Source organism: uncultured Sphingobacterium sp. (genome assembly GCF_964277905.1).
GTDB lineage: Bacteria > Bacteroidota > Bacteroidia > Sphingobacteriales > Sphingobacteriaceae > Sphingobacterium > Sphingobacterium siyangense.
Genome location: NZ_CAXYKD010000020.1, coordinates 63,911 through 84,647 on the forward strand (window position 1 = coordinate 63,911; position 20,737 = coordinate 84,647).

Annotated in this window: 20 protein-coding genes; 7 read left to right on the forward strand and 13 right to left on the reverse strand. The window is 40.2% G+C overall.

The window, feature by feature from the left end; genetic code table 11:
• The first annotated feature begins 37 nt into the window (after nt 1-37).
• The gene (locus ACHWSC_RS08925) at nt 38-631 is read left to right on the forward strand and encodes a YceI family protein (protein ID WP_088162866.1); all 594 of its coding nucleotides are present in this window, start codon (nt 38-40) and stop codon (nt 629-631) included.
• A 62-nt stretch (nt 632-693) separates the two neighbouring features.
• Here the strand turns inward: ACHWSC_RS08925 and ACHWSC_RS08930 are convergent, their stop codons facing one another.
• The 4 genes from ACHWSC_RS08930 to ACHWSC_RS08945 all read right to left on the reverse strand — a co-directional run bounded on the left by ACHWSC_RS08930 (nt 694) and on the right by ACHWSC_RS08945 (nt 4,438).
• Nucleotides 694-1,479 carry an SDR family oxidoreductase gene (locus ACHWSC_RS08930; RefSeq protein ID WP_120333284.1) on the reverse strand — a complete coding sequence of 262 codons (786 nt, stop codon included), beginning with the start codon at nt 1,477-1,479 and terminating at the stop codon, nt 694-696.
• A gap of 77 nt (nt 1,480-1,556) precedes the next feature.
• A complete protein-coding gene (locus tag ACHWSC_RS08935) occupies nt 1,557-3,209 on the reverse strand; it encodes an ABC1 kinase family protein (RefSeq protein ID WP_394676508.1) in 1,653 nt (550 codons plus the stop codon).
• A gap of 94 nt (nt 3,210-3,303) precedes the next feature.
• Nucleotides 3,304-3,945, reverse strand: a complete 642-nt coding sequence (locus ACHWSC_RS08940; RefSeq protein WP_088162869.1) for a hypothetical protein — start codon at nt 3,943-3,945, stop codon at nt 3,304-3,306.
• On the reverse strand, nt 3,935-4,438 hold the full coding sequence (locus ACHWSC_RS08945) for an RNA polymerase sigma factor (RefSeq protein WP_075994087.1): 504 nt from the start codon (nt 4,436-4,438) through the stop codon (nt 3,935-3,937). The genes ACHWSC_RS08940 and ACHWSC_RS08945 overlap by 11 nt, the downstream gene beginning before the upstream one ends.
• A 117-nt stretch (nt 4,439-4,555) precedes the next feature.
• Between ACHWSC_RS08945 and ACHWSC_RS08950 the strand changes: the two genes are divergently transcribed.
• Nucleotides 4,556-4,993, forward strand: coding sequence for a thioesterase family protein (locus ACHWSC_RS08950; RefSeq protein ID WP_145328322.1), 438 nt, complete (start codon nt 4,556-4,558; stop codon nt 4,991-4,993).
• A gap of 159 nt (nt 4,994-5,152) precedes the next feature.
• On the opposite strand, the gene ACHWSC_RS08955 is transcribed toward ACHWSC_RS08950, so the two are convergent.
• The 3 genes from ACHWSC_RS08955 to ACHWSC_RS08965 form a co-directional block, all read right to left on the reverse strand.
• Complete coding sequence (locus ACHWSC_RS08955) at nt 5,153-5,596, reverse strand: Hsp20/alpha crystallin family protein (protein WP_394676509.1); 444 nt, start codon at nt 5,594-5,596, stop codon at nt 5,153-5,155.
• Nucleotides 5,597-5,980: 384 nt separating this feature from the next.
• A complete protein-coding gene (locus ACHWSC_RS08960) occupies nt 5,981-6,691 on the reverse strand; it encodes an AAA family ATPase (protein ID WP_120333282.1) in 711 nt (236 codons plus the stop codon).
• A 78-nt stretch (nt 6,692-6,769) separates the two neighbouring features.
• Nucleotides 6,770-7,138 carry a dihydroneopterin aldolase gene (locus ACHWSC_RS08965; protein ID WP_120333281.1) on the reverse strand — a complete coding sequence of 123 codons (369 nt, stop codon included), beginning with the start codon at nt 7,136-7,138 and terminating at the stop codon, nt 6,770-6,772.
• A 72-nt stretch (nt 7,139-7,210) separates the two neighbouring features.
• On the opposite strand from ACHWSC_RS08965, the gene ACHWSC_RS08970 reads away from it, so the two are divergent.
• From ACHWSC_RS08970 to ACHWSC_RS08980, 3 genes are all read left to right on the forward strand, one after another.
• Nucleotides 7,211-7,939, forward strand: a complete 729-nt coding sequence (locus ACHWSC_RS08970) for a DUF1080 domain-containing protein (protein WP_394676510.1) — start codon at nt 7,211-7,213, stop codon at nt 7,937-7,939.
• Nucleotides 7,940-8,184: 245 nt separating this feature from the next.
• A complete protein-coding gene (locus ACHWSC_RS08975) occupies nt 8,185-10,368 on the forward strand; it encodes a DPP IV N-terminal domain-containing protein (RefSeq protein WP_120333280.1) in 2,184 nt (727 codons plus the stop codon).
• Between the two features lie 119 nt (nt 10,369-10,487).
• Nucleotides 10,488-11,093 (forward strand): CDP-alcohol phosphatidyltransferase family protein, encoded by a 606-nt coding sequence (locus ACHWSC_RS08980; protein WP_394676511.1) that lies wholly within the window; start codon nt 10,488-10,490, stop codon nt 11,091-11,093.
• Here ACHWSC_RS08980 and ACHWSC_RS08985 read toward each other — a convergent pair.
• From ACHWSC_RS08985 to asnB, 3 genes are all read right to left on the reverse strand, one after another.
• Nucleotides 11,090-12,061, reverse strand: coding sequence for a polysaccharide deacetylase (locus ACHWSC_RS08985; RefSeq protein ID WP_394676512.1), 972 nt, complete (start codon nt 12,059-12,061; stop codon nt 11,090-11,092). The two genes, ACHWSC_RS08980 and ACHWSC_RS08985, sit on opposite strands and share 4 nt — an antisense overlap.
• Nucleotides 12,061-13,629, reverse strand: coding sequence for a M20/M25/M40 family metallo-hydrolase (locus tag ACHWSC_RS08990; protein WP_394676513.1), 1,569 nt, complete (start codon nt 13,627-13,629; stop codon nt 12,061-12,063). Before ACHWSC_RS08990 ends, ACHWSC_RS08985 begins: the two co-directional genes overlap by 1 nt.
• Nucleotides 13,630-13,912: 283 nt before the next feature.
• Nucleotides 13,913-15,601 carry an asparagine synthase B gene (asnB, locus tag ACHWSC_RS08995; protein WP_201667269.1) on the reverse strand — a complete coding sequence of 563 codons (1,689 nt, stop codon included), beginning with the start codon at nt 15,599-15,601 and terminating at the stop codon, nt 13,913-13,915.
• Between the two features lie 235 nt (nt 15,602-15,836).
• On the opposite strand from asnB, the gene ACHWSC_RS09000 reads away from it, so the two are divergent.
• Nucleotides 15,837-16,412 carry a Crp/Fnr family transcriptional regulator gene (locus ACHWSC_RS09000; protein WP_120333275.1) on the forward strand — a complete coding sequence of 192 codons (576 nt, stop codon included), beginning with the start codon at nt 15,837-15,839 and terminating at the stop codon, nt 16,410-16,412.
• Between the two features lie 177 nt (nt 16,413-16,589).
• A complete protein-coding gene (locus ACHWSC_RS09005) occupies nt 16,590-17,051 on the forward strand; it encodes a VOC family protein (protein WP_394676514.1) in 462 nt (153 codons plus the stop codon).
• A gap of 166 nt (nt 17,052-17,217) precedes the next feature.
• On the opposite strand, the gene ACHWSC_RS09010 is transcribed toward ACHWSC_RS09005, so the two are convergent.
• The 3 genes from ACHWSC_RS09010 to ACHWSC_RS09020 form a co-directional block, all read right to left on the reverse strand.
• Nucleotides 17,218-17,553 carry a HopJ type III effector protein gene (locus ACHWSC_RS09010; protein ID WP_075994097.1) on the reverse strand — a complete coding sequence of 112 codons (336 nt, stop codon included), beginning with the start codon at nt 17,551-17,553 and terminating at the stop codon, nt 17,218-17,220.
• Nucleotides 17,554-17,631: 78 nt separating this feature from the next.
• Entirely contained in the window at nt 17,632-19,470 is a 1,839-nt protein-coding gene (locus tag ACHWSC_RS09015; protein WP_394676515.1) for a UbiD family decarboxylase, read from the reverse strand.
• A gap of 197 nt (nt 19,471-19,667) precedes the next feature.
• On the reverse strand, nt 19,668-20,537 hold the full coding sequence (locus ACHWSC_RS09020) for an NAD(P)-dependent oxidoreductase (RefSeq protein WP_075994099.1): 870 nt from the start codon (nt 20,535-20,537) through the stop codon (nt 19,668-19,670).
• Between the last annotated feature and the right edge of the window lie 200 nt (nt 20,538-20,737).

Genomic DNA, 20,737 nt, shown 5'->3' on the forward strand with positions numbered 1-20,737 from the left:
TGAACTTTTGAAGGTTAGATAAATAAAAAGAAAACACATGAATAAATTTTTCCAAATTTTAGCTGTAGCAGTATTAATGGTTAATGTTGCTGTAGCACAAGTAAAATGGTCTGCAGACCCTGCGCATACAAATGCAAGATTCGATGTAAAACACCTTGGAATCAGCTTCGTTGACGGTGAATTCACAAAGGTAGAAGGTACAGTTGAAACTGCAACAGGAACAGGCTTTAACAATGCTAAAGTTAATTTTTCTATCGACGTCAACAGCATCGATACACGTATCGCTGCCCGTGACAATCATTTGAAGACCGATGATTTCTTTGCTGCGGAAAAATTCCCTAAAATGACATTAAAGTCTATCAGTTTTAAAAATGCGAAAGTAAAAGGAAAATATATTATGATAGCAGATTTGACTATTCGTGATGTAACGAAAAAAGTAACTTTCGATGTGACTCAAAATGGCGGAATCATTACCGACCCTTGGGGAAAAACACGTGCTGGCTTTACTGCTAAAACAAAAATTAACCGTCAGGATTTCGGCATGAAATACAATGATAAATTACCTTCTGGTGTAGAAGCGGTTGCTTCTGATGTTGACATCATTGTCAATACCGAATTGGTATTGAACTAATTGAAAATAATAAATCACACAAACTTAGTGGCTATCCTATTTGATATAGGATAGCCACTTTTTTATAAGCCTTTTAACATACCGCCATCCAGGGGAATATTGGTCCCAGTCAGATAACCTGCATATTCGGAGCAAAGGAAAGCGACGAGATAACCGTATTCTTCAGGCTTACCCAGGCGCTGTGCAGGAACCTGTTTTAACCGCACTTGCAACGCTTCCTCATAGGAAATCCCCAGACGTTGTGCATCTAGCTTGGTTAGCGACTGGATACGATCCGTATCAAACAGACCTGTTAAGATGCTGTTGACAGTAACACCGTCTTTAGCGACATCCACGGCCAACGATTTACTCCAGCTAATCAATGCTGTACGGATCGTATTGGACAACACTAAATTAGATACCGGTTCTTTCACTGTTGAAGAAGACACATTAATAATACGTCCGTATCGGTTTGCCAACATATAAGGCAGCGCACATGAGGTTGTGTAACAGTGATTTTGGAATAAGAGTTCAAAAGCATGTTGGTAATCCGCCAGATTTTTTTGATCTATGGTTCCTGCTTGTGGGCCATTCGAATTATTGATCAAAATATCAACCTTATTCGACTCAAAATAATGTGTTATTTGCTTTTTGTATGCTTCGTGATCGTTGTAGTCCACCAGGATATACTGATGCACCTGCCCTTTGGAAGTATCAAGACTTTCACAGGTACGCTGTAGCTTTTCCTCATGTCGGGAAGCTAAAGTTACAGATACGCCACAAGAGGCAAGCACCTGGGCAATACCTGCACCTATACCAGCAGAACTCGCTCCGATCAACGCCTTTTTCCCATTTAGATTGATTTCCATATCTTTTTGTTTTCTATTTTATAGTGAGTATGTATGCATAGCCAGTCATCGTCGCTGAAAATACGTTCTAGATCCGGCTAATCGTTGTCCTTTGCCCGGATCATGGCGACAAATAAATATATGGCAAAGACCCATGCGGAGCCAAGACATATCCAGGCAAAAATGGGAATTCCCCACCACTGCGGTTCTACCCTTGCAACGATAATCATTCCGCCCAGTAAATTGAGTGACATAAACATAATTCCGATGACAATACGATTGACCCCCTTGCGTAAAATGGCATTAAAGGATCGTGCACTGATCAGACGATGGTTGAGTGTAAAATTTCCCGTCCGAAACAAACGTACAAGAGCACGCATATCTTCAGGGAGTTTTTCGACATCGCGGGCAAAAGATTCAACTTTATGTTTTCCTTTTTTGAATATCGCCTCTGGAGAGAGTCGCTCCATCATAATCCTTCGTGCAAAAGGCTTGATACTCTCCATAATATTAAGCTCGGGATATAACTGGCGTCCTATACCTTCCATCAACGAAATGCCCCGCATCAACTGATAGATATATTCCGGAAAATACAAGCGGTTGTCGCCAATGATGTTCCACAATTTATTGAACAATAAATCTAAGCTAAGATCCCCGAGAGACACATTGTCAATCATATCGAAAATCTCATATAGGGATCTTTCAAACCGGTTACGGTCGGGAATATGGCTCACCACCGCAACGTCTTCAATCACATCGGCTAAACGGACAGCATCTTCGGAAATAGCCGATTGAATAAACTCCTCAAGCTGCCTACGGTCTATTCCCAATAATTTACCCATATTTCCAAAATCCAAAAAAGCAATCCGTCCATCCGGCATCACCATCATATTGCCGGGATGGGGGTCGCCATGAAAGAAACCATGAATAATCACTTGCTCAAGGTATAAATTGATCCCATTTTTGACCAGCGTTTGGACATCCATTCCCCGACGTTTAATTTCAACGGCATCAGTTACCTTGAAACCATCAAGATATTCCATGCAAAGAACACGGTCCGAGGAGAGTTCAGGATAAACACGAGGCACCTTGATCAGTTTATTTCCTTTAAAGTTCTTCGTGAAGCGTTCGATGTTATGTCGCTCAATCACCAGGGACATCTCTTCCTGCATGGTCGTAGCGAAAGATTCAACAATTAGCAGAAGATTAAGGTTTTCCAGTACATCATTGTACATGGTCAGGATTTTGGCAATATCACGCATGAGTGCTAGATCACAGCGCATAACCTCATCGATACCGGGACGTCGGACTTTTAAAACCACATGGGTTCCATCTTTTAAGGTTGCGCGATATACCTGTGCAATAGAAGCCGCAGCAAAAGGTTCCGCAGCAATCTCCTGGAAATGCGCCTCAATATCCAGCTCCAGTTCTTCCTTCAGATAAGATTTAATATCCACTTCGAAGGGCGGAACATTGTCCTCTAGACGTTTCAGTTCCTCTACGAGCTCTTTTGGCAACAATCCTTCCCGGGTCGAAGCAGATTGTCCAAGCTTGATAAAAGCCGGACCGAGCTCCTCAAGCGCCATGCGAATACGGGCATAAACACTGATCTCATCGACATCAATAGGATGTTCTACGGCTGATCTGGGTCCTTTCCACGGCAATCGAGCGATTGCATCTTTAAAACCATATTTGGCCAATATACTTAAGATCTGGGAACTGCGCTGTAACTTCTTTGTCGGATTATACATAATGGACAATGATTTTCGATAACAATATACGAAATATCCTCGCGCTATAAACACGAACACCTGTAAAACAAAGTAGATATTTCATATGGTCGCTCTATTCCGTTTCCATTTGATCCAATTTCTCCTTGATCTCCGTGATATACCTACTGTAGTAGCAACGAATCATAATTTCTGTCAGGCCAACAACAAGGACGATAGACACAATTGCCGAAAGAATCATCCACACAATAAAGTTCGGTTCCTCTTGGAAAGTTTCCTTGAAATGGTACAACCGATCAAACCACACCGTTGTCTTATTCTGTGCTATCATAATAAGATATAGAAACAAAGCTTGTGGAATCATCACATAGGCCGCAATACGATAAGTCTCTACGGCATACTTCAAATCGTAATACAACTTGAGCAAGTGTTCTTTAGAAGCCAACAACTCGATCTTTTTCGTGCTCTTTACCAAATAAAAGAACCTCCGGTAATATAAAAGACTTGATAATGATATCTGTACGATAAAAAAGTAATAGGCAAATGCCGCATAACCTTCAATCTTATACATTGGCAAGATAGGCACCAAAAACAAAAAGCCCATACAAACGACCCAGGAGATAAACTCGCGTTTGATATTCTTGCGCAACTTGCCCATGATATTGCCAACTTCCTTATAGTATTTGAGATTTGGATTCTGTAAATCCTCATCTGTAGGCTGTTCCTGCCAAGATTTCTTTAACTCATCAAAATTCATACTTGTATTTTTTAATGATTTGTTGAATTCGCTCCTTCGTGCGGTTTAATTTTACGCGGGCATTGACTTCCGATATACCCAGATTCTCTGCAATCTCGCGATGACTTTGACCTTCCAAAAACAAAAATATCAGGGCTTTTTCAATTGCATTGAGCTCTTGAACGGCCTGGTAAAAGACTTTCAGTTGCTCATCTTTATCGGTATCGTAAGCTTCTTCTGCAAAATCATGCCGCTCCTCTAACGCATCGTAAATCTGATGCTTCTTTTCTTTTTTTAAGAATACCATTGCGGTATTGAGGGCAACACGGTACATCCACGTTGAAAATTTACTCTGTTGCTTAAATGTCGCATAGGATTTCCACAGCTGATACACGATTTCCTGATACAGATCTTGCCGCCCCTCATGATCATCCATATACATACGGCTCACCTTAACGAGAATACCTTTATTCTCGTCAATCAGTCGAAGAAATTCTATTTCCGATGGGTTCACCTAGCGATTTTTCTTTAAATATATTTAGGTAATAAGTATAGCAAACAAACAAAGTGTTACAGCTTTATTTAAAAATATGTAAATTGTTATTAAAAAAGAGACTAATCGCTGAAGATTATGGAGAATATATTTTATCAAGGTCAAATTATATGGGCGCAGATTGATGCAAATAGACATATGCGGCATTCTGCTTACGCAGACATATGCGCTCAGGCCCGTAGTAATATGTTGAACAAAATGGGCTTTTCATTGGATAAATTTGCCGAATTTCATATCGGTCCGATTTTATTCAGAGAAGAACTTATCTATTTTAAAGAAGTACATTTGGATGAATATGTACAGGTAAAAGTAGAACTGACGAAATACAACAAAACAAATAGTCGTTTTTCATTTATACATCAGGTTTTTCGTAATGACGGAGTTTTGTGCTGTACCGTTAACGTCGATGGAGCCTGGCTGGACCTTCAAAAGCGGAAATTAACCAAATTACCAGAAGAGATGGAACCTTATCTCGCCAAAATTCCCCGATCTGAAAACTATACGGAAACTGAATAGTCTTTTCATCATGTCAAGATCATCCTTATAAAAGAAAAAATCCCTCGGAACACAAACGGAACTCCGAGGGATTAAAACATAAACTAAACCTAAAAACTATTGTCTTTTATTCATCTTTTGGTCTTTCCCAAAATGAACTATTTCTTGTGTATTGCTGAATTATTTAACTTCAATCAAACGTTTTGCAATGATTGCATCTTCTTTCTTGCCAACAGTCAAAATTAATATCCCACCTTCATAGGCAGCCTCGATATTGCTGTAATCTACGGTCTCTGGCAATGTAAATGATCTTGAGAACGAAGAGTAATTGAATTCTTTTTTGCTGTATAATTTTTCTTCACTAATACTTTCCTCTTTTTTCTCAGCTGAAATCGTAATTAGATTTTTATCTACATTGATCTTAAAATCAGATTTATCCAATCCGGGCGCTGCCATTTCAACTTTAAATGATTTTTCGGATTCCGATATATTGACCGCCGGCACACGGGATACCAAACGATCTGAGATGAAGTTATCATTGAATAAATTGTCAAATACAGTGTTTACAAATGGATTTACTGCATCAGTGTTTAAACTTTTTGTAGGGAATTTAATTAATGCCATTTTTTGTCCTCCTAATTTTTTGTTTTATTGTTAAGCTTTTTTGTTCTAACTATTTGAAGAGAATTATTCAATTTGCGTACCAGCAGCTTTCAAAAGACAAAATGTCATTTTAAAGTGAAAACAAATGCCATTTTGACTCATTTACAAATTATTGTTAGCGACTTAGCGATCAATCTGTCATCGACACCCCGCCCTATCCTAAATTATCCCCATATACAGACTAACGTATAGGAGACAAAACAGTTTATCAGAAGGTGTTATTTTTTTATTAAGCATCTGAAGCGGAGCGTTCAACTAACAGACTCACGTAGAAGAGAAAAACAGTTTATCAGAAGGTGTTATTTTTTTTATTAAGTATCTCAAGCGGAGCGTTCAAAAAAATCATTAAGGTTGATTTTGTTCCAATGTAGCAATCAATAAGAATTTGACGGCATCGTAAATATAGTCCTTGGCCTCCGCATAGGAGATCCCATAGCGTCGAGGTACGACATCAGCATAATGCGGAAATGGCGTAAATAATTTATCATAATAAGCATCCAACTGCACCATTGTCGGCAGCTCAAAAGCCAAACGAAGCTGAAACCGCCGGATAATGGCTGTATCCAATATTTCGGGATGGTTGGTTGCTGCGATCAATACCGCTTCAGCAGGAAAATAATCGATCAGCTGTATAATGGTATTCACGAGACGACGCATTTCACCCACATCCTTTTCTTCACTAATCCGTGCCTTTCCTATCTGATCGAATTCATCTAAAAACAGAACAGCTTTTTCACGCCCAGCTTTATCAAAGACCTGTTTAATGTGCTGCGAGGTTTCACCAATACGAGAAGAAATGAGGTTGCTCAGATTCAACACATAAATTGGTTTTTCGAGCGCTGTGGCCAAGGCTTTCGCCGTTGTTGTTTTTCCGCAACCAGAATAACCGTGCAGTAAAATCTTATTGCTAACCGGCAGACCATATTGCGAAAGCTCTTTAATATAACGATGCTCTTTAATCAGCTGATGGAGCTTCTGACGGCTCTCCTCTTCCAAGAAGACATCTTCTAAAGCTATCCTTTCTTTATCGGCAATTACAAGATCGTAAATATTCATAATGTTAATTTAAGACTATCAGATAACAGTTGGCAAAACTAAATCTTTCAGCCAGCATATCGCTGATCCAGTTTCAATTTAATCCTTGAAATATTTAAGGCTAACTTGGGAGCAGGAAAGATCTCCACCAAAGGGAGGGTTCGATTTACGTATCACCACTTCGATCGTCACAGCATCGGCCACCCGCAGCCTAATCTGATCTAGTATTTCTGAAGCTGCAGATTCGAGCAATTTTCGTTTAGGCTGCATAACGCTAGCGGTAATCTGATAGAGTTCTTCGTAATTGAGCGTATTTTTTAAGTTCTCTGTCTCCGTATTCAAAAAGGGAAAACATACATCAATAGAAACAAAAAACTCATTGCCAAGCACCTGTTCTTCTTCATAGTAACCTATTGGTGCATAGAATCGGGCTTCTTTCAACGATACTGTTTGTAAAATGGTTGCCATGTACAAACCTAAGGAAATTGTTCCATACAAATGGGATTATTTGTATATTTAGCCATACCAAAAACCGAACAGATGAACTTTTTTTTATCATCAGCACTAGCAACAACGCTCTTATTTAGTGCCACAGCACTGCAGGCCCAAACCAATATGAAAGCCAGTGACACGGAATATTATAGTCCTGTCCCCCCTACATTAACAATCGATCATGGTATTCCCAGCGATGCAATTGTCCTTTTTGACGGGAAGGATCTCAGTAAGTGGAAAAGTGAAAAAGGAAAAGCCAATTGGACTGTAGCCAACAACGTGCTCGAAGTAAAACCTGGAGCCGGAGCCATTGAGACTAACGAACATTTTACCGATTTTCAACTGCATGTTGAATGGAAAAGCCCCGAAGTAATCAAAGGTGAAGGCCAAGGACGCGGCAATAGTGGAATTTTCCTACAGGGGCATTATGAAATTCAGGTATTAGACAACAATAACAACCCAACCTATGTCAATGGTGGAGCGGGTAGTCTGTATAAACAACGTCCACCATTGGCGCAGGTAATTGCACCGGACAAATGGCATGTATATGATATTATTTATAAGGCTCCTCAATTCAGTAAAGATGGAATATTGACCGCTAAAGGAACAGTAACAGTCTTACATAATGGAGTCGTTGTACAAAACAATACCCAAATCGACGGTACCACAGAATATATAGGACTACCTAAGCAGATAAGCCATGGCCCAGGCCCAATTATACTGCAGGATCACGGTGATTTGGTCCAGTTCAGAAACATCTGGTTACGTAAACTATAGGTTTGCAGCAAACAATTTTAGTTAGAAAAGCAACAATTCTGTATTAGGTTTTATAGGGCTATTTCCCTAATTTAGCCCTATAAAATTTAAAAACAAACGGAATGTAATGAGCTCCTTGCGCCATTAATTTCTTACCGCAATAGACTTAGAAGCCTTATGTGAGTGGATTAATGACACGCAAATAACCACTGGAATGGGCTCACTTATGCCGTTGAGTATAAACATTCACACAATATTACAGTTTAATGAAAAGAATTGCGCTATTCTTCTTGTTGGCAAGCTCCATCAGCAGCTATGCACAACGTAACCTCAATTTAGAAGAAACAGTATTTGGCCCCCGAACTTATGCCCCAACATCGATAGCCGGAGCATCGTGGATCCCAAAATCAAACAACCTCTCCTATCTCGATAAATCGTACCAGAACCTATTATCCAAAAGCGCTTCCAATAACTGGAGCGAAACAAATCTCGTATCTAAAACAGATCTCGAAAAAGCACTAAAAACAGCTATCCCGAACGAAACATTTAGTTTGCGCGTATTTCCTTACGACTACAAATGGCGCGACGGAAATGCACTATTACTACAAGTTGAAGGAAAAGATAAAACCTATACGGTAGCTTACAACATTAAATCAAAAAATATTGAAAGTTTTATCGGTAATGACAACAAGGGAGCTAATCGCGAGGTCAGTTCGGATTTTTCAAAAATCGCCTATTTAGTAGACAACAACATCGCAATTGTTGACAAAAACGGCAAAATTACCGCTGTAACCAACGATATAGACAAAGGGATTGTCAATGGAAGCGATTATACCCACCGTCAAGAATTTGGCATCAAGAAAGGAATGTGGTGGAACAATCAAAATGACAAACTGCTGTACTACCACAAAGACGAGACGATGGTTGCCAATTATCCGTTGCCGCAATGGAGTCCCAAAATTGCAGATATCAAATGGATCAAGTACCCCATGACAGGCCAAAAATCAGAAGAAGTTTCTTTGATCGTTTACAATACCACCACAGGGCAAAAGGTAACCCTTCAAACCGGCGAGCATTCAGAGCAATATTTAACCATGGTCACTTGGGATCCTTCTGGTAAATACATCTACGTCGGAGTACTTAACCGTGGGCAAAATGATCTTAAAGTCAACAAATACAATGCAGAAAACGGCTCCTTGGTCAAAACCCTGTTCGAAGAAACTGCGACAACCTGGGTTGAGCCAGAAAACCCATTGACATTTTTACCAAACAAACCGGATCAATTCCTTTATCAATCCGATAAAGATGGCTATAATCAACTTTACCTCTATAACACGGAAGGTAATTTGATCAAAAAATTAGGCTATAAAGATATTGTCATGGAAGCATTCCTTGACTTTTCGGCTGATGGCAACAAAGTAAGTTATACAGGAGTAACCAACAACGGTTTAGATCGCCAATTATTTGAAGTCGATCTAAAATCTGGGAAAACAGTTCAACTAACGAATGAATCGGGCATGCACCATGCTGCGCTAAGCAGCGATGGCAAGTACATCTACGATCAGTATAGTAATTTAAAGACACCAAATAAAATTCAGATCAAAGACGTTAAATCTGCTAAAGAAACAACATTAGTCAATGCAGAGAACCCTTTTGCCGGAAAAATAAATGATCCTAAAATCGAATTTGTACAGTTGACATCTGCAGATGGAAAATACCCATTGACAGGACGTATCATTTATCCCAACGATTTTGATCCTGCAAAAAAATACCCCGTCATGTACTATTTATACGGCGGATCACATTCGCAGCTTGTTTCTAACAAATGGCTAGGAGGGGCTGGTTATTTTGATATGTATATGGCCCAACAAGGATATATCGTGTTCACCATGGACAATCGCGGCACAAATTACAGAGGTCGGGATTTCTATACGGCCACGCATCGCAACCTCGGTCAAAACGAAATGGCCGACCAGATGAAAGGAATTGAGTTCCTTAAATCAAAATCTTTTGTTGACCAACAACGCATGGGTATTTTCGGGTGGAGCTTCGGTGGTTTTATGACGACTTCCTTCATGCTACATCATAACGATATTTTCAAGGCTGCTGTAGCCGGAGGCCCTGTAATCGACTGGAAATTTTATGAGGTTATGTATGGCGAACGCTACATGGACACTCCACAAGAAAATCCCGAAGGTTATAAATTGACATCTCTGCTCACTAAAGCCGATCAACTGAAAGGAAGACTATTGATTATTCATGGCGCCCAAGACCCTGTCGTTGTACAACAAAACAGCATGGAGTTTTTAGAAGCCTGTATTAAAGCCGGAAAGCAAGTAGATTATTTTCTATACCCGACTCATGAACACAATGTGATGGGGAAAGACCGTATTCATATGTACGAAAAAATTGCGGACTACTTTAATCAACACCTCAAAAATCCATCTTAAAACTCAGGCAAGCTAGAAAAATAAAAAAGGCACCTTTCAATATGAAAGATGCCTTTTTTGTTTTATAATGTACAATACGTATCTTTAATGACAACACTTTAACCGATTATCCGCAGGCTTTGAAAAAGAACATTCCTTTTACACTCATTATACTGCGCCTTGCCTTAGGCCTGCTGCTGTTGCTCTTTTACTGGCTCAAAGTGGATCATTTTAAATGGTATGCAATTTCATTTCTTGTAATCGGATTATTAAGCGACATATTTGACGGCATTATTGCCCGTAGGCTAGCTGTTTCTACCACGCTGTTACGCCGATGGGACTCCAGTGTTGATCTCCTGTTTTTTGCCTGTATTTCACTGGTAACTTACCTGAGCTGTCCCGAATTTTTTAAGGATAATGCTGCATTGATTTTGATCCTGGTAGGATCAGAGGTATTAACCTACATCATTAGCTTTGCAAAATTTAAAAAGGAAATTGCAACACACTCCATTGGAGCGAAGATCTGGACGCTGTTTTTATTCGCCCTTTTAGTCGAATTACTGCTACATTGCCAATCAACAATCTTATTTCAATTAACGGTCTGGTTAGGCCTTCTTACACGTTTGGAAATTATTGCTATTATCCTCACGCTCAAAAACTGGTCTAACGACATCCCAAGTATCTACCACGCTATCCAGCTACGCAAAGGAAAGGCGATCCTTAAAAACAAGTTGTTCAATAGTTAATGCGGCTCCTCATCCAAACCTTCAGATAAACTATATAATGTCCAATGTTTTGTTTTTATTGACTGAGATTCTGTCCGAAGCAATTGGATAAAATCCTGCACACCGAGTTCTTCATTCCCATTACCATGAATCAGAACAATACTTCCGTTCTTGGCTTGCTGTCCTTTAGCCAACCATGCATCCGAGCCAACTGCAATAAGACCATAAGACAACAGCCGTTCAATAATATTTCGATCTGAAACTAAGCCCGGACAACGAAAAAAAACGGAAGGCATAAGCCCATTCTTTAGCATCAATTTTTCATTCTCCAATACCTCATAATTTAGATTCGTATTTTTAGACAGCAGAAAATTGGACGTTAAAGGGTTATTATTAAAAACATGGTCGTACGTATGATTGATCCAGGTAATCTTTACACCTTTTGTATCCAATGACTTTAGCCATTTCAGATCTGCAGCATGATTTAGCATCCATTTGCCCGAAACAGAAACGGCCAATGGCAGGGTGCTATCAATTCCCTTAAACGCAACGAGAAGATCCTCAAAAATAGCTTTGTCCAAAGGTTTGTGTGAAGGACATAGATCGATCGTCAAATTAATACCAGCCTCTTTGGGAAGTCTAAAGTTCAGTCCCGCATCCTGTAAGTTATTTTCAGTTTTTCTGACCAAGGAAAAACAACTTTCATATACCGAACCACTTAGACTTTTCGTAACCTGAGCCGCATCTTTGTACAGAACGCTTACTGATCGATCTCCTACTACACGCGTTTGCAATGTAGTAGGATCTACCGTTAAATAATATTTTACAGCATTTTTCGTGAAACTACGGATCCCCACCAAGGACTTATTATTTTCACGAAGGATCAACCACTCGGTTCTGTAGTTTTCCAAATTAGCAAATGAAGCCTGTCCATAAGAGAATAGGACGCATACCAAAAATAGACAAACAAAAATGAGCTGTTTCATCATCAATTACCACTTGTTCTTTTTGACTGTAGATTTGTTGGCCATACCGTCTGCTTGCCATCTTTATCGATTGGCAATATGATCTTTTCCCGGGAGACCAAAGTTGGTTCTTCACAGGCTAGGTAAGTTAAAATCGCAACGATAATGGCATTTTGTTTCACCTCATCAAACACAATCTTATCGTAGGTATCGCGATTGGTATGCCAGGTCACTTTACCATAATCCCAGGAAGTGGAAGAGAGCCCAAAGGCTGGAATTCCTTTTTGAACGAAAGAAGAGTGATCACTCCCTCCCGTCCCCGGCATGCCCGGAAAACTGGTTTGGATTTCATTACGGAACTCTTCAGGCAAATATTGCACCCAGCGGCTAATGTATTCGTAGGACTTTTCAAAACCACTCCCCCCGATACGGACAATTCGCCCCGTCCCGTTATCCTGATTCCATACCACCTGTATATTTTTAGCGATCTCGGGATGGTCCTCGACAAATGCAGAAGAACCGTTCAGCCCCTGTTCCTCACTACCCCAGTTACCGACCAAAATCGTTCTTTTATTTTCGGGATAAACCTTTCTTAAAATACGGACTGCCTCCATCATTGTAATCACCCCGGTAGCATTGTCTGTCGCACCCGAAGCGCCGTCCCAAGAATCCAGATGTGCCGAAAGCACAACATATTCGTTCGGTTTTTCTTTTCCTTTGATCTCCGCAATACTATTATAGGTTTTTGATGTCCCAAGCTCTTTTGAATTTCCCTGTAGCGATACCCGAGGTTTAACCCCATGTTCTGCCATGCGGTATAACAGACCATAATCTTCCAATCCGACATTAAATACCGGAATCTGTTTAGACTTCGCATCAAAAATCCGTGTGATGCCTGGCAGCTCCGTCCAGTAGGAATCAATAACACCAACGGCTCCAGCATTCTCCAGGGCCAATGGCAATGTCCGACGGGTGCTTCCCGTGTAGGACATGCTGCCTTCCCATTTTTTCAACTGATCATTCTTTAAGGTTTGATATTTTTCATAACCTTTCGGGGAAGCAGACTCCTTCCAGTTGGCATCAGATCTTCCCGACAGTGGATTCATCCCAATCAATACAATCTTGCCTTTAACTGATTTTAGCCAGGACTGAAAATCAGATTGGGAGCTAAACAAGGGCATAGCGACCACTTCCGCCTCGATCCCTTTCTCCTTCGTCATAGGACTAAAAGCCAACTGTGTACCTTCTAAAGACTTTATTCTCGGATAGGTCATCGTCACTTGAGAAGTCCCCCGTTCCCAGGAACGCCATTCACCATAAGGCTCATTACGAGCCTGTGCTCCAAGCGCATTATAATTTTTGACAACCCAATCGTGCGCCTGTTGCATTTGTGGACTCCCGACAAGACGGGGGCCAATCATATCGACAAGCTCAAACGCATACTTCTCCAATTGTGAATTTGCATTTGCCTCCTGCACAATTGACGAAACCATCGCGTCTTTATTTTGCGCAAAAATAGTTGGAGCGCTCAATAATAGAAGTGCCAGCCCCAAAGATTTCATTCCATGGTATTTCATTGAATCTATCTTCATCTTTATATCATTATTTATAATTAATTGTTAACCAGCGAACACGATCATCTGGAATATATTGAATTGTACATTCACGTTCCTATTTTGTTCACCTATAGCTAATTCAGAAACTCAACGTTTCCTGTGATTGGTTTTTCCGAAAATTACTAAAGAATATTTAAAAAAACACATTCATTTTTAATCAATTAAATAATATCCCCTTATTTAATTAAAAAGAGAACATAAAAAAGCCTGAAAAGAATCTTTCCAGGCTTTACTAAATATAGATATGAGGGTTGATTAGTTACACTGCTTCCACTTTGGATTTCTCGTAGCTCTCTTGGTGGACTGAAGCTACAGCTCTTCCAGATGGATCATTCAGATTCTGGAAAGAAGCATCCCAAGCCAAGGCCTCCGGTGTACTGCATGCGACAGATTTTACCGAAGGAACAGTTTGTGCCGCCGCTGTTGAAGGAAAATGGGACTCGAAAATTGTCCGATATAAAAACTCTTCCTTATTTTTCGGTGTATTTATCGGGAAGCGCGTTGAAGCCTCTGCAAATTCCTGATCAGAAACTTTATTTTCAGCCTGCTCTTTCAAGGTATCGATCCAGCTATAGCCTACACCATCAGAAAATTGCTCTTTCTGGCGCCATGCGATGCTCTCCGGCAAGTAGTCTTCAAATGCCTTACGTACAACCCATTTCTCCATTCTTCCTTCACGAATCATTTTATCGGAAGGATTGATGCGCATGGCAATATCCATAAATTCTTTATCCAAAAAAGGTACACGTCCTTCTACTCCCCAGGCCGCAAGTGATTTATTTGCCCGCAGACAATCGTACAGATAGAGCTTTTTCAGCTTGCGTACAGTTTCTTCATGAAATTCCTGTGCATTAGGTGCTTTATGAAAATAAAGATACCCACCAAAAAGCTCGTCTGAACCTTCACCCGACAATACCATTTTGATGCCCATTGATTTGATTACACGAGCTAATAAATACATTGGTGTAGAAGCACGTACCGTTGTGACGTCATAAGTTTCCAGGTGATAGATCACATCACGAATAGCATCTAATCCTTCTTGGATTGTAAAGTTGATCTCGTGGTGTATCGTTCCGATATGATCTGCAGCTTTTTGCGCTGCAATTAGATCCGGTGCACCCTTCAGTCCCACCGCAAATGAATGCAATTGAGGATACCAAGCATCTTCTTTATCGTCACTCTCAATGCGTTTAGATGCAAATTTCTTCGTTACTGCGGCAATAACGGATGAATCCAATCCACCGGACAGCAGTACACCGTAAGGTACATCTGACATCAATTGACGATGTACCGCATCTTCCAAAGCTTTGCGTAAAACGGCGATATCGGTCTCGTTGTCTTTTACGACATCGTAACTTTCCCAATCACGTTGGTACCAGCGCTGCGGAGTTTTCCCCGCTTTGCTATACAAGTAATGTCCCGGAGGAAATTGTTCAATCGTCGTACAGAAACCTTCCAGTGATTTTAATTCAGATGCAACAAACAACTGTCCCTGTTCATCTTCACCGTAATATAAAGGGATAATACCCATATGGTCACGTGCAACAAAAAAAGAATCATCACGCGAATCATATAGTGCAAATCCAAAAATACCATTTAATTCATCCACAAATGAGGGACCTTTTGCTAAATATAAAGCCAAAACAACTTCAGAGTCACTTTGTGTAGAAAACTCATAATCAGGAAGGCTATTTCTTAATTCATGGTGGTTATAGATCTCGCCATTAACTGCTAGTACAACTTTACCATCCGGACTGTACAAAGGTTGACTTCCCGATTTGGGATCAACGATAGCTAATCTCTCGTGTGCCAACAAAGCTTTCTCACCAGTGAATATACCCGACCAATCAGGACCACGGTGACGAATACGTTTTGACATTTCTAATACTTGAGATCTCAATGAGCTTGCAGGTTGCTTTAATTCAAAAGCGCCAATAATTCCACACATATTATGAAAATTTTAAATATTTCGTTTTTACATTATGTTATTGACACAAAGTAAAACAATTAAAAACTAAATTCATAATGTTTTTTAATTTTTATTGTGTTTTTATTAAAAATAACTTCACAAACAAACAAAATTATCAACGAAACACTTATTTGTTTACAATTATCACACAATAGATTAACAATTGATCTGCGGATTTATCGTTAAATTGACGTCATAATCAAATAACCAGGACATGGATCTAATTAGAACCTTCTATAGTGAGCTTGCGCTCACACCACAGGAATTAACGGCCATCACGGAGAAACACGAAGCCATAACCGTCAAAAAGGGCGATTTTATATTGACCAAAGGGCAGGTTTCAAATGCTTACTACTTGATTGAGTACGGACTTACACGCTCCTTTTTACATGATTATGAAGGCAATGAAGTTACCATCGGCTTCTGTAGTGACAATGACGTTGTCATTGAAGTGGCTTCTTTTTTTCAACGCAATCCAACGGTGGAAAATATACAGGCGCTCACGGAAACCCGTCTCTGGAAAATAAAATTTGAAGATTTCCAGGAACTCTTTCATCAGATACCTGAATTTAGGGAATGGGGCCGTTCCTGGATGGCTAAAGAACTTGTTCACAGTAAAAATAGAGCTATTGCCATGATTACAGAACCTGCTACCGCCCGTTATCTACGCCTGATTAAGGAAAAACCAATATTGATACAGCAAGCCCCTTTAAAACATATCGCATCTTATTTGGGTATTACCGACACTTCCCTAAGCCGTATTCGAAAGGAAATTGTCCATGGAAATTAGTCCTTTTTAATGAATAAAGGACTGCTTTTTTAAATCTTGCCTTAAGGCAAGATTTTTAAGAAAACTTCAGTTTAATTTTACGAATGTACTCCCAAGCTATTTATTGTAGTCCCCTGGGAAGAATAATTGAGAAAAAGAACGAAAAGAAGTAATCATTATATTCAAAAATCAGAAATCATGGCAAAATTACACGCTTATCTAAATTTCAACGGAAACTGTGAAGAAGCATTCGATTTTTATGAAAAAGTCTTCAACACAAAGAACCCAGGCTACATGCGTTACGGAGATATCCCCGCTGATCCACAAATGCCACCTATTCCAGACGAAGCAAAAAACAAAATCTGTCATACAGCAATTTCGATCAATGGAGACAGTATGTTGATGGGTGCCGATGTCATTCCTGCTTTTGGTCAACAATACATTCAAGGAAACAACAGCTATGTTATGCTGATGTGTGAAAGCACCACAGAGGCAAAAACATTATACGATGCACTGAGTACCAATGCAAAGGCTGTTGAAATGCCGCTCGGCGAAACATTCTTTGCCGAACTATACAGCGCTTTTCAAGATCAATTTGGCATTTGCTGGATGGTTTATTTTGGCGGAAATAAAGAAGAAGATTGCGAAAGTAAGCCTTAAGCCAGCGAAACAGTCCGTAATATATTTGGCAAAAAAAGGGCGGTAACAACAGTTTACCGCCCTTTCTATTTTCGATGACTTCTGCCTATTTAGGCGATCTCAATTGAACCTGTCGCTACAGGAAGTCGTCTATTTCATCTCGAGCTTCCACCCTTCAGATGGACTATTATTTCTTTACCAATACCTCTTGCTCAAACAGGATCCCATCCCAGCCATTTGTCCTAAATTGACGGATGTTCTGATGTCCCTCTCCCTCAGGATTATCGAGTACATTCTGATAATGCTCGGCAAAAAGGCGCAAAGTATCCTCCTGCGAAAGACCATTCAACTGTGCAAAATAGAAAACTTTTGCACTGCCTTGATTTTCTTCTTTCGAATTTTTCAACGTCCCATTCTGAAATGCACTGGGACTATAGCTGTAATGATCGGCAATATGAGCCAATACTTCCTGAAACTGTAATTCGCTTCCTTTTGATTTAATCAATAATTCTGCTGTATTCATCTTGATGTTATACCTTTTAAAATCTATTCTAATATAATTTCTCAACCATAAACCTGAATGAACAGGCATTAAGCGCTCTTAAATAACTCCATGCAGCGAGCCTCCCTTCGCAGCAAGCTGATCCACACGTCTTTCTACCGCTTCATCTTTAATCAAAGCCGGGGCATGATGGGGTTTTGTTCGCGCATCAATAATCAGAGGACCTTCACAACCCCAATGTTTAAATGCTGTAAAACTATTTATTCCATAAATATCATACGCAGGGTTACTCCGGGTAAACGTTGTCCAAACAAAGTTATTGACAGTGGCAGCGGTAAAGTTAGCATCATCACATAAAACAATCAACGGAAAACCTTCCCAGGAACTTGCTGCGGCAGCGCGACACCATTCCGCCATAATTTTCGATTCATGCTCGTATGTGGAGAATACCTGTCCATCTATCGCAATCACACCTGGTATGACAAATTTTGCCTGATTAAAAGGTCGTGGCAGCTCAAAATTGGCTGGCAATTCACGGCCCAAAGTTCTTTTCTTTGAACCAGCGGCAGCAAAAACCACCTTTGAACCAGCATTTAATCCATCTCCAGAATAATCTAAGGTATCAATAGTCGTGTTGGTCTGAAAATGAACATCTCGAGTAAGGTCTATGCGTTCAAGGATATGCCCCAAAAAAGCCGGAATATCATAAATATCCAATTGCGGATTATCTTCATGTGCTGAAATAAACAAATATTTAGCAAGGCTGAGCTGGTTTTTACCCAGTATCTGATTGGCTATTGTTAAAATTTCCTGCGGTCGATCGACACGCTGATAAGGCGTATACCGTTCAGACCCTATTGCAAAAAGCAAGGGATGTACACCAGCCGCATCAACAGCATTAACGGCATGGAGACCTGAAATCTCCTTTGGAATAGCCGCACCCGTAATTTCGTGGATTAAAGCTCCAAAACTAGTATCTTCCTGCGGTGGTCGGCCCACAACTGTAAAAGACCAAATTGGATTTTTCTTGTGGTACACATTATGCACCTTCATCAGCGGAAACGGATGAGTTAAGCTATAATAGCCGATATGGTCACCAAAAGGACCTTCTGGTTTATTTTCGTTGGGATAAACGGTACCTGTAATAACAAAGTCTGCATCCGCAGAGATGCAAAAGCCTTCATCATCATAAAAATAGCGAAATCTTCTATTTCCCAATGCCCCGGCAAAGATCATCTCGGAGAGTCCTTCCGGTAGCGGCATTACTGCAGACAAGGGGTGGGCTGGAGGTCCGCCGACAAAAATACTCACCTTTAAAGGTTTACCGAGCGCGTTTGCCTTAGTTTGATGGACCCCGATACCACGATGTAATTGATAATGTAAACCAATCTCCTGATCGGGCAGATAATCATTACCGGAAAGCTGAATCCGGTACATCCCCAAATTAGCCTGCATAATACCAGGTTTGGCAACATCTTCCGTATATACCTGCGGCATCGTCACAAAAGCGCCACCGTCCATTGGCCAGTTGACAATCTGCGGAAGTTTACTAATTGATGTTTTTCCGTGAAGTATGGGAGCCCCCGACTTTTTTTTCCAGGGTAAAGCTCCTAGGGCGGTCATCGATGAACCAATATATTGAAAGGGATTTTTCAGCACTGCGGCAGGATTCATCTTAACATCCACCAATTTCTTCAGGTGATCCAGCGAATCCCGAAACATAAACTTCGAACGATCCAGCGTTCCAAATAAATTAGATACAGCGGGAAACTCCGAACCTTTGATATTTTCAAAATACAATGCCGGTCCTTCAACATCAAATACCCGCATATGAATTGCAGCCATCTCCAGATACGGATCGACCTCTTCTTTGATCCGGATTAAATGGCCATGTTTTTCAAGATCCGCAACACATGCTTCTAAACTATTGTATCCCATATATTAAATCTGCTTCAACACGTTAATCCACAAATTTAACAGAATAATTTATTAAACAGGATATAAAGAAAAAACCTTTAGCGATCTTCGATCTTGCTCCCCTACCATCGGATACAACCGACATAAGATGGCCAAAACATTCTAAAAGCAACGTTCAAACAAAAACAAGCACATCGAGCAAGGGCTTCAGTAGCCCACTAGGTATCCATGCAGACATAGGATTTCAAAGGAGTAAATTCAAATGCCTGTACCCGTTGCCAAGTTGAATTATCTACATTTTTCTCATAATAAAGTACTCTTCTAAATTCGTCGATATCTTCTTTATTGATATCATTCAACCTTGTCAGCAAGAGTTTAGCAAAAAATTTATTGACGCCTATTTCTCTCTTTTGACTCTCGGAAGTGCACTTGAGGAAATGGTAAAATAAGCCTCTAAACGTCATTTCTTCATTGCCGCCGAGGTAAATAACTTCTGATATAAAATTATTTTCCCAAGGCATTTCCCGCAGCCAGCGGTATACATCGAGCAAAGGCAGCGGTCGAAACTTCAGCGAAGCCACCCAGTTCCAATAAAATATGGTCTGCCGTTTGGCAAGTTTCGCAAATATCCGATTTAAAACACTCTCTTTCCCGATCACGCTACTTTTAATCACAATGGTATATTGGACGCGTAAGTTCTCCAGTAGATTACGTACTGGCTCCAAAAAATGTTCATCCATTAACCGAGCAACATAGATGACACGATTATTGCCGGCACGTTTACAAATTTCTACAAAATTGCGCAGGCCGAGAAGTTCAAGCTGAAGCTGTATATCATTGTCAAGCGAGGGAACTTGTGTAAAATAAATCCCAAAATTGAGATCAGTAATTTGAAAACGCTCGAAAGCTTCCCCTTTCCGCAGCAGGTCCAATTCAAAAAGCTTTGCCGTTACCTTTTCTTTCACTATTTTATTAAAAAGGGATAAGTTGCGCACTAATCCCGTCACATCAAAATCGCTGGATTGCAAATAACAGGATGCCCGTCGTCCCAAATAGGTATTTAGCCCGCTGATTAAAACCTTTTTCATTCGTATTCTCTATTTTTATGGCTATGAAACCATCACGATTTAATGATCCGTTCTCACGATCGTGAGCCATTAAATAAGATCGTTTCTTCCTAGTACGCTGTATTTATGTATTACCCTTTCAATCTCTTAAACGAACAAAATCCCTAGGATGGTTTCATTGGTGATGCAGCTATCTTTTCCATGTTTTTCTTACGCTTTTA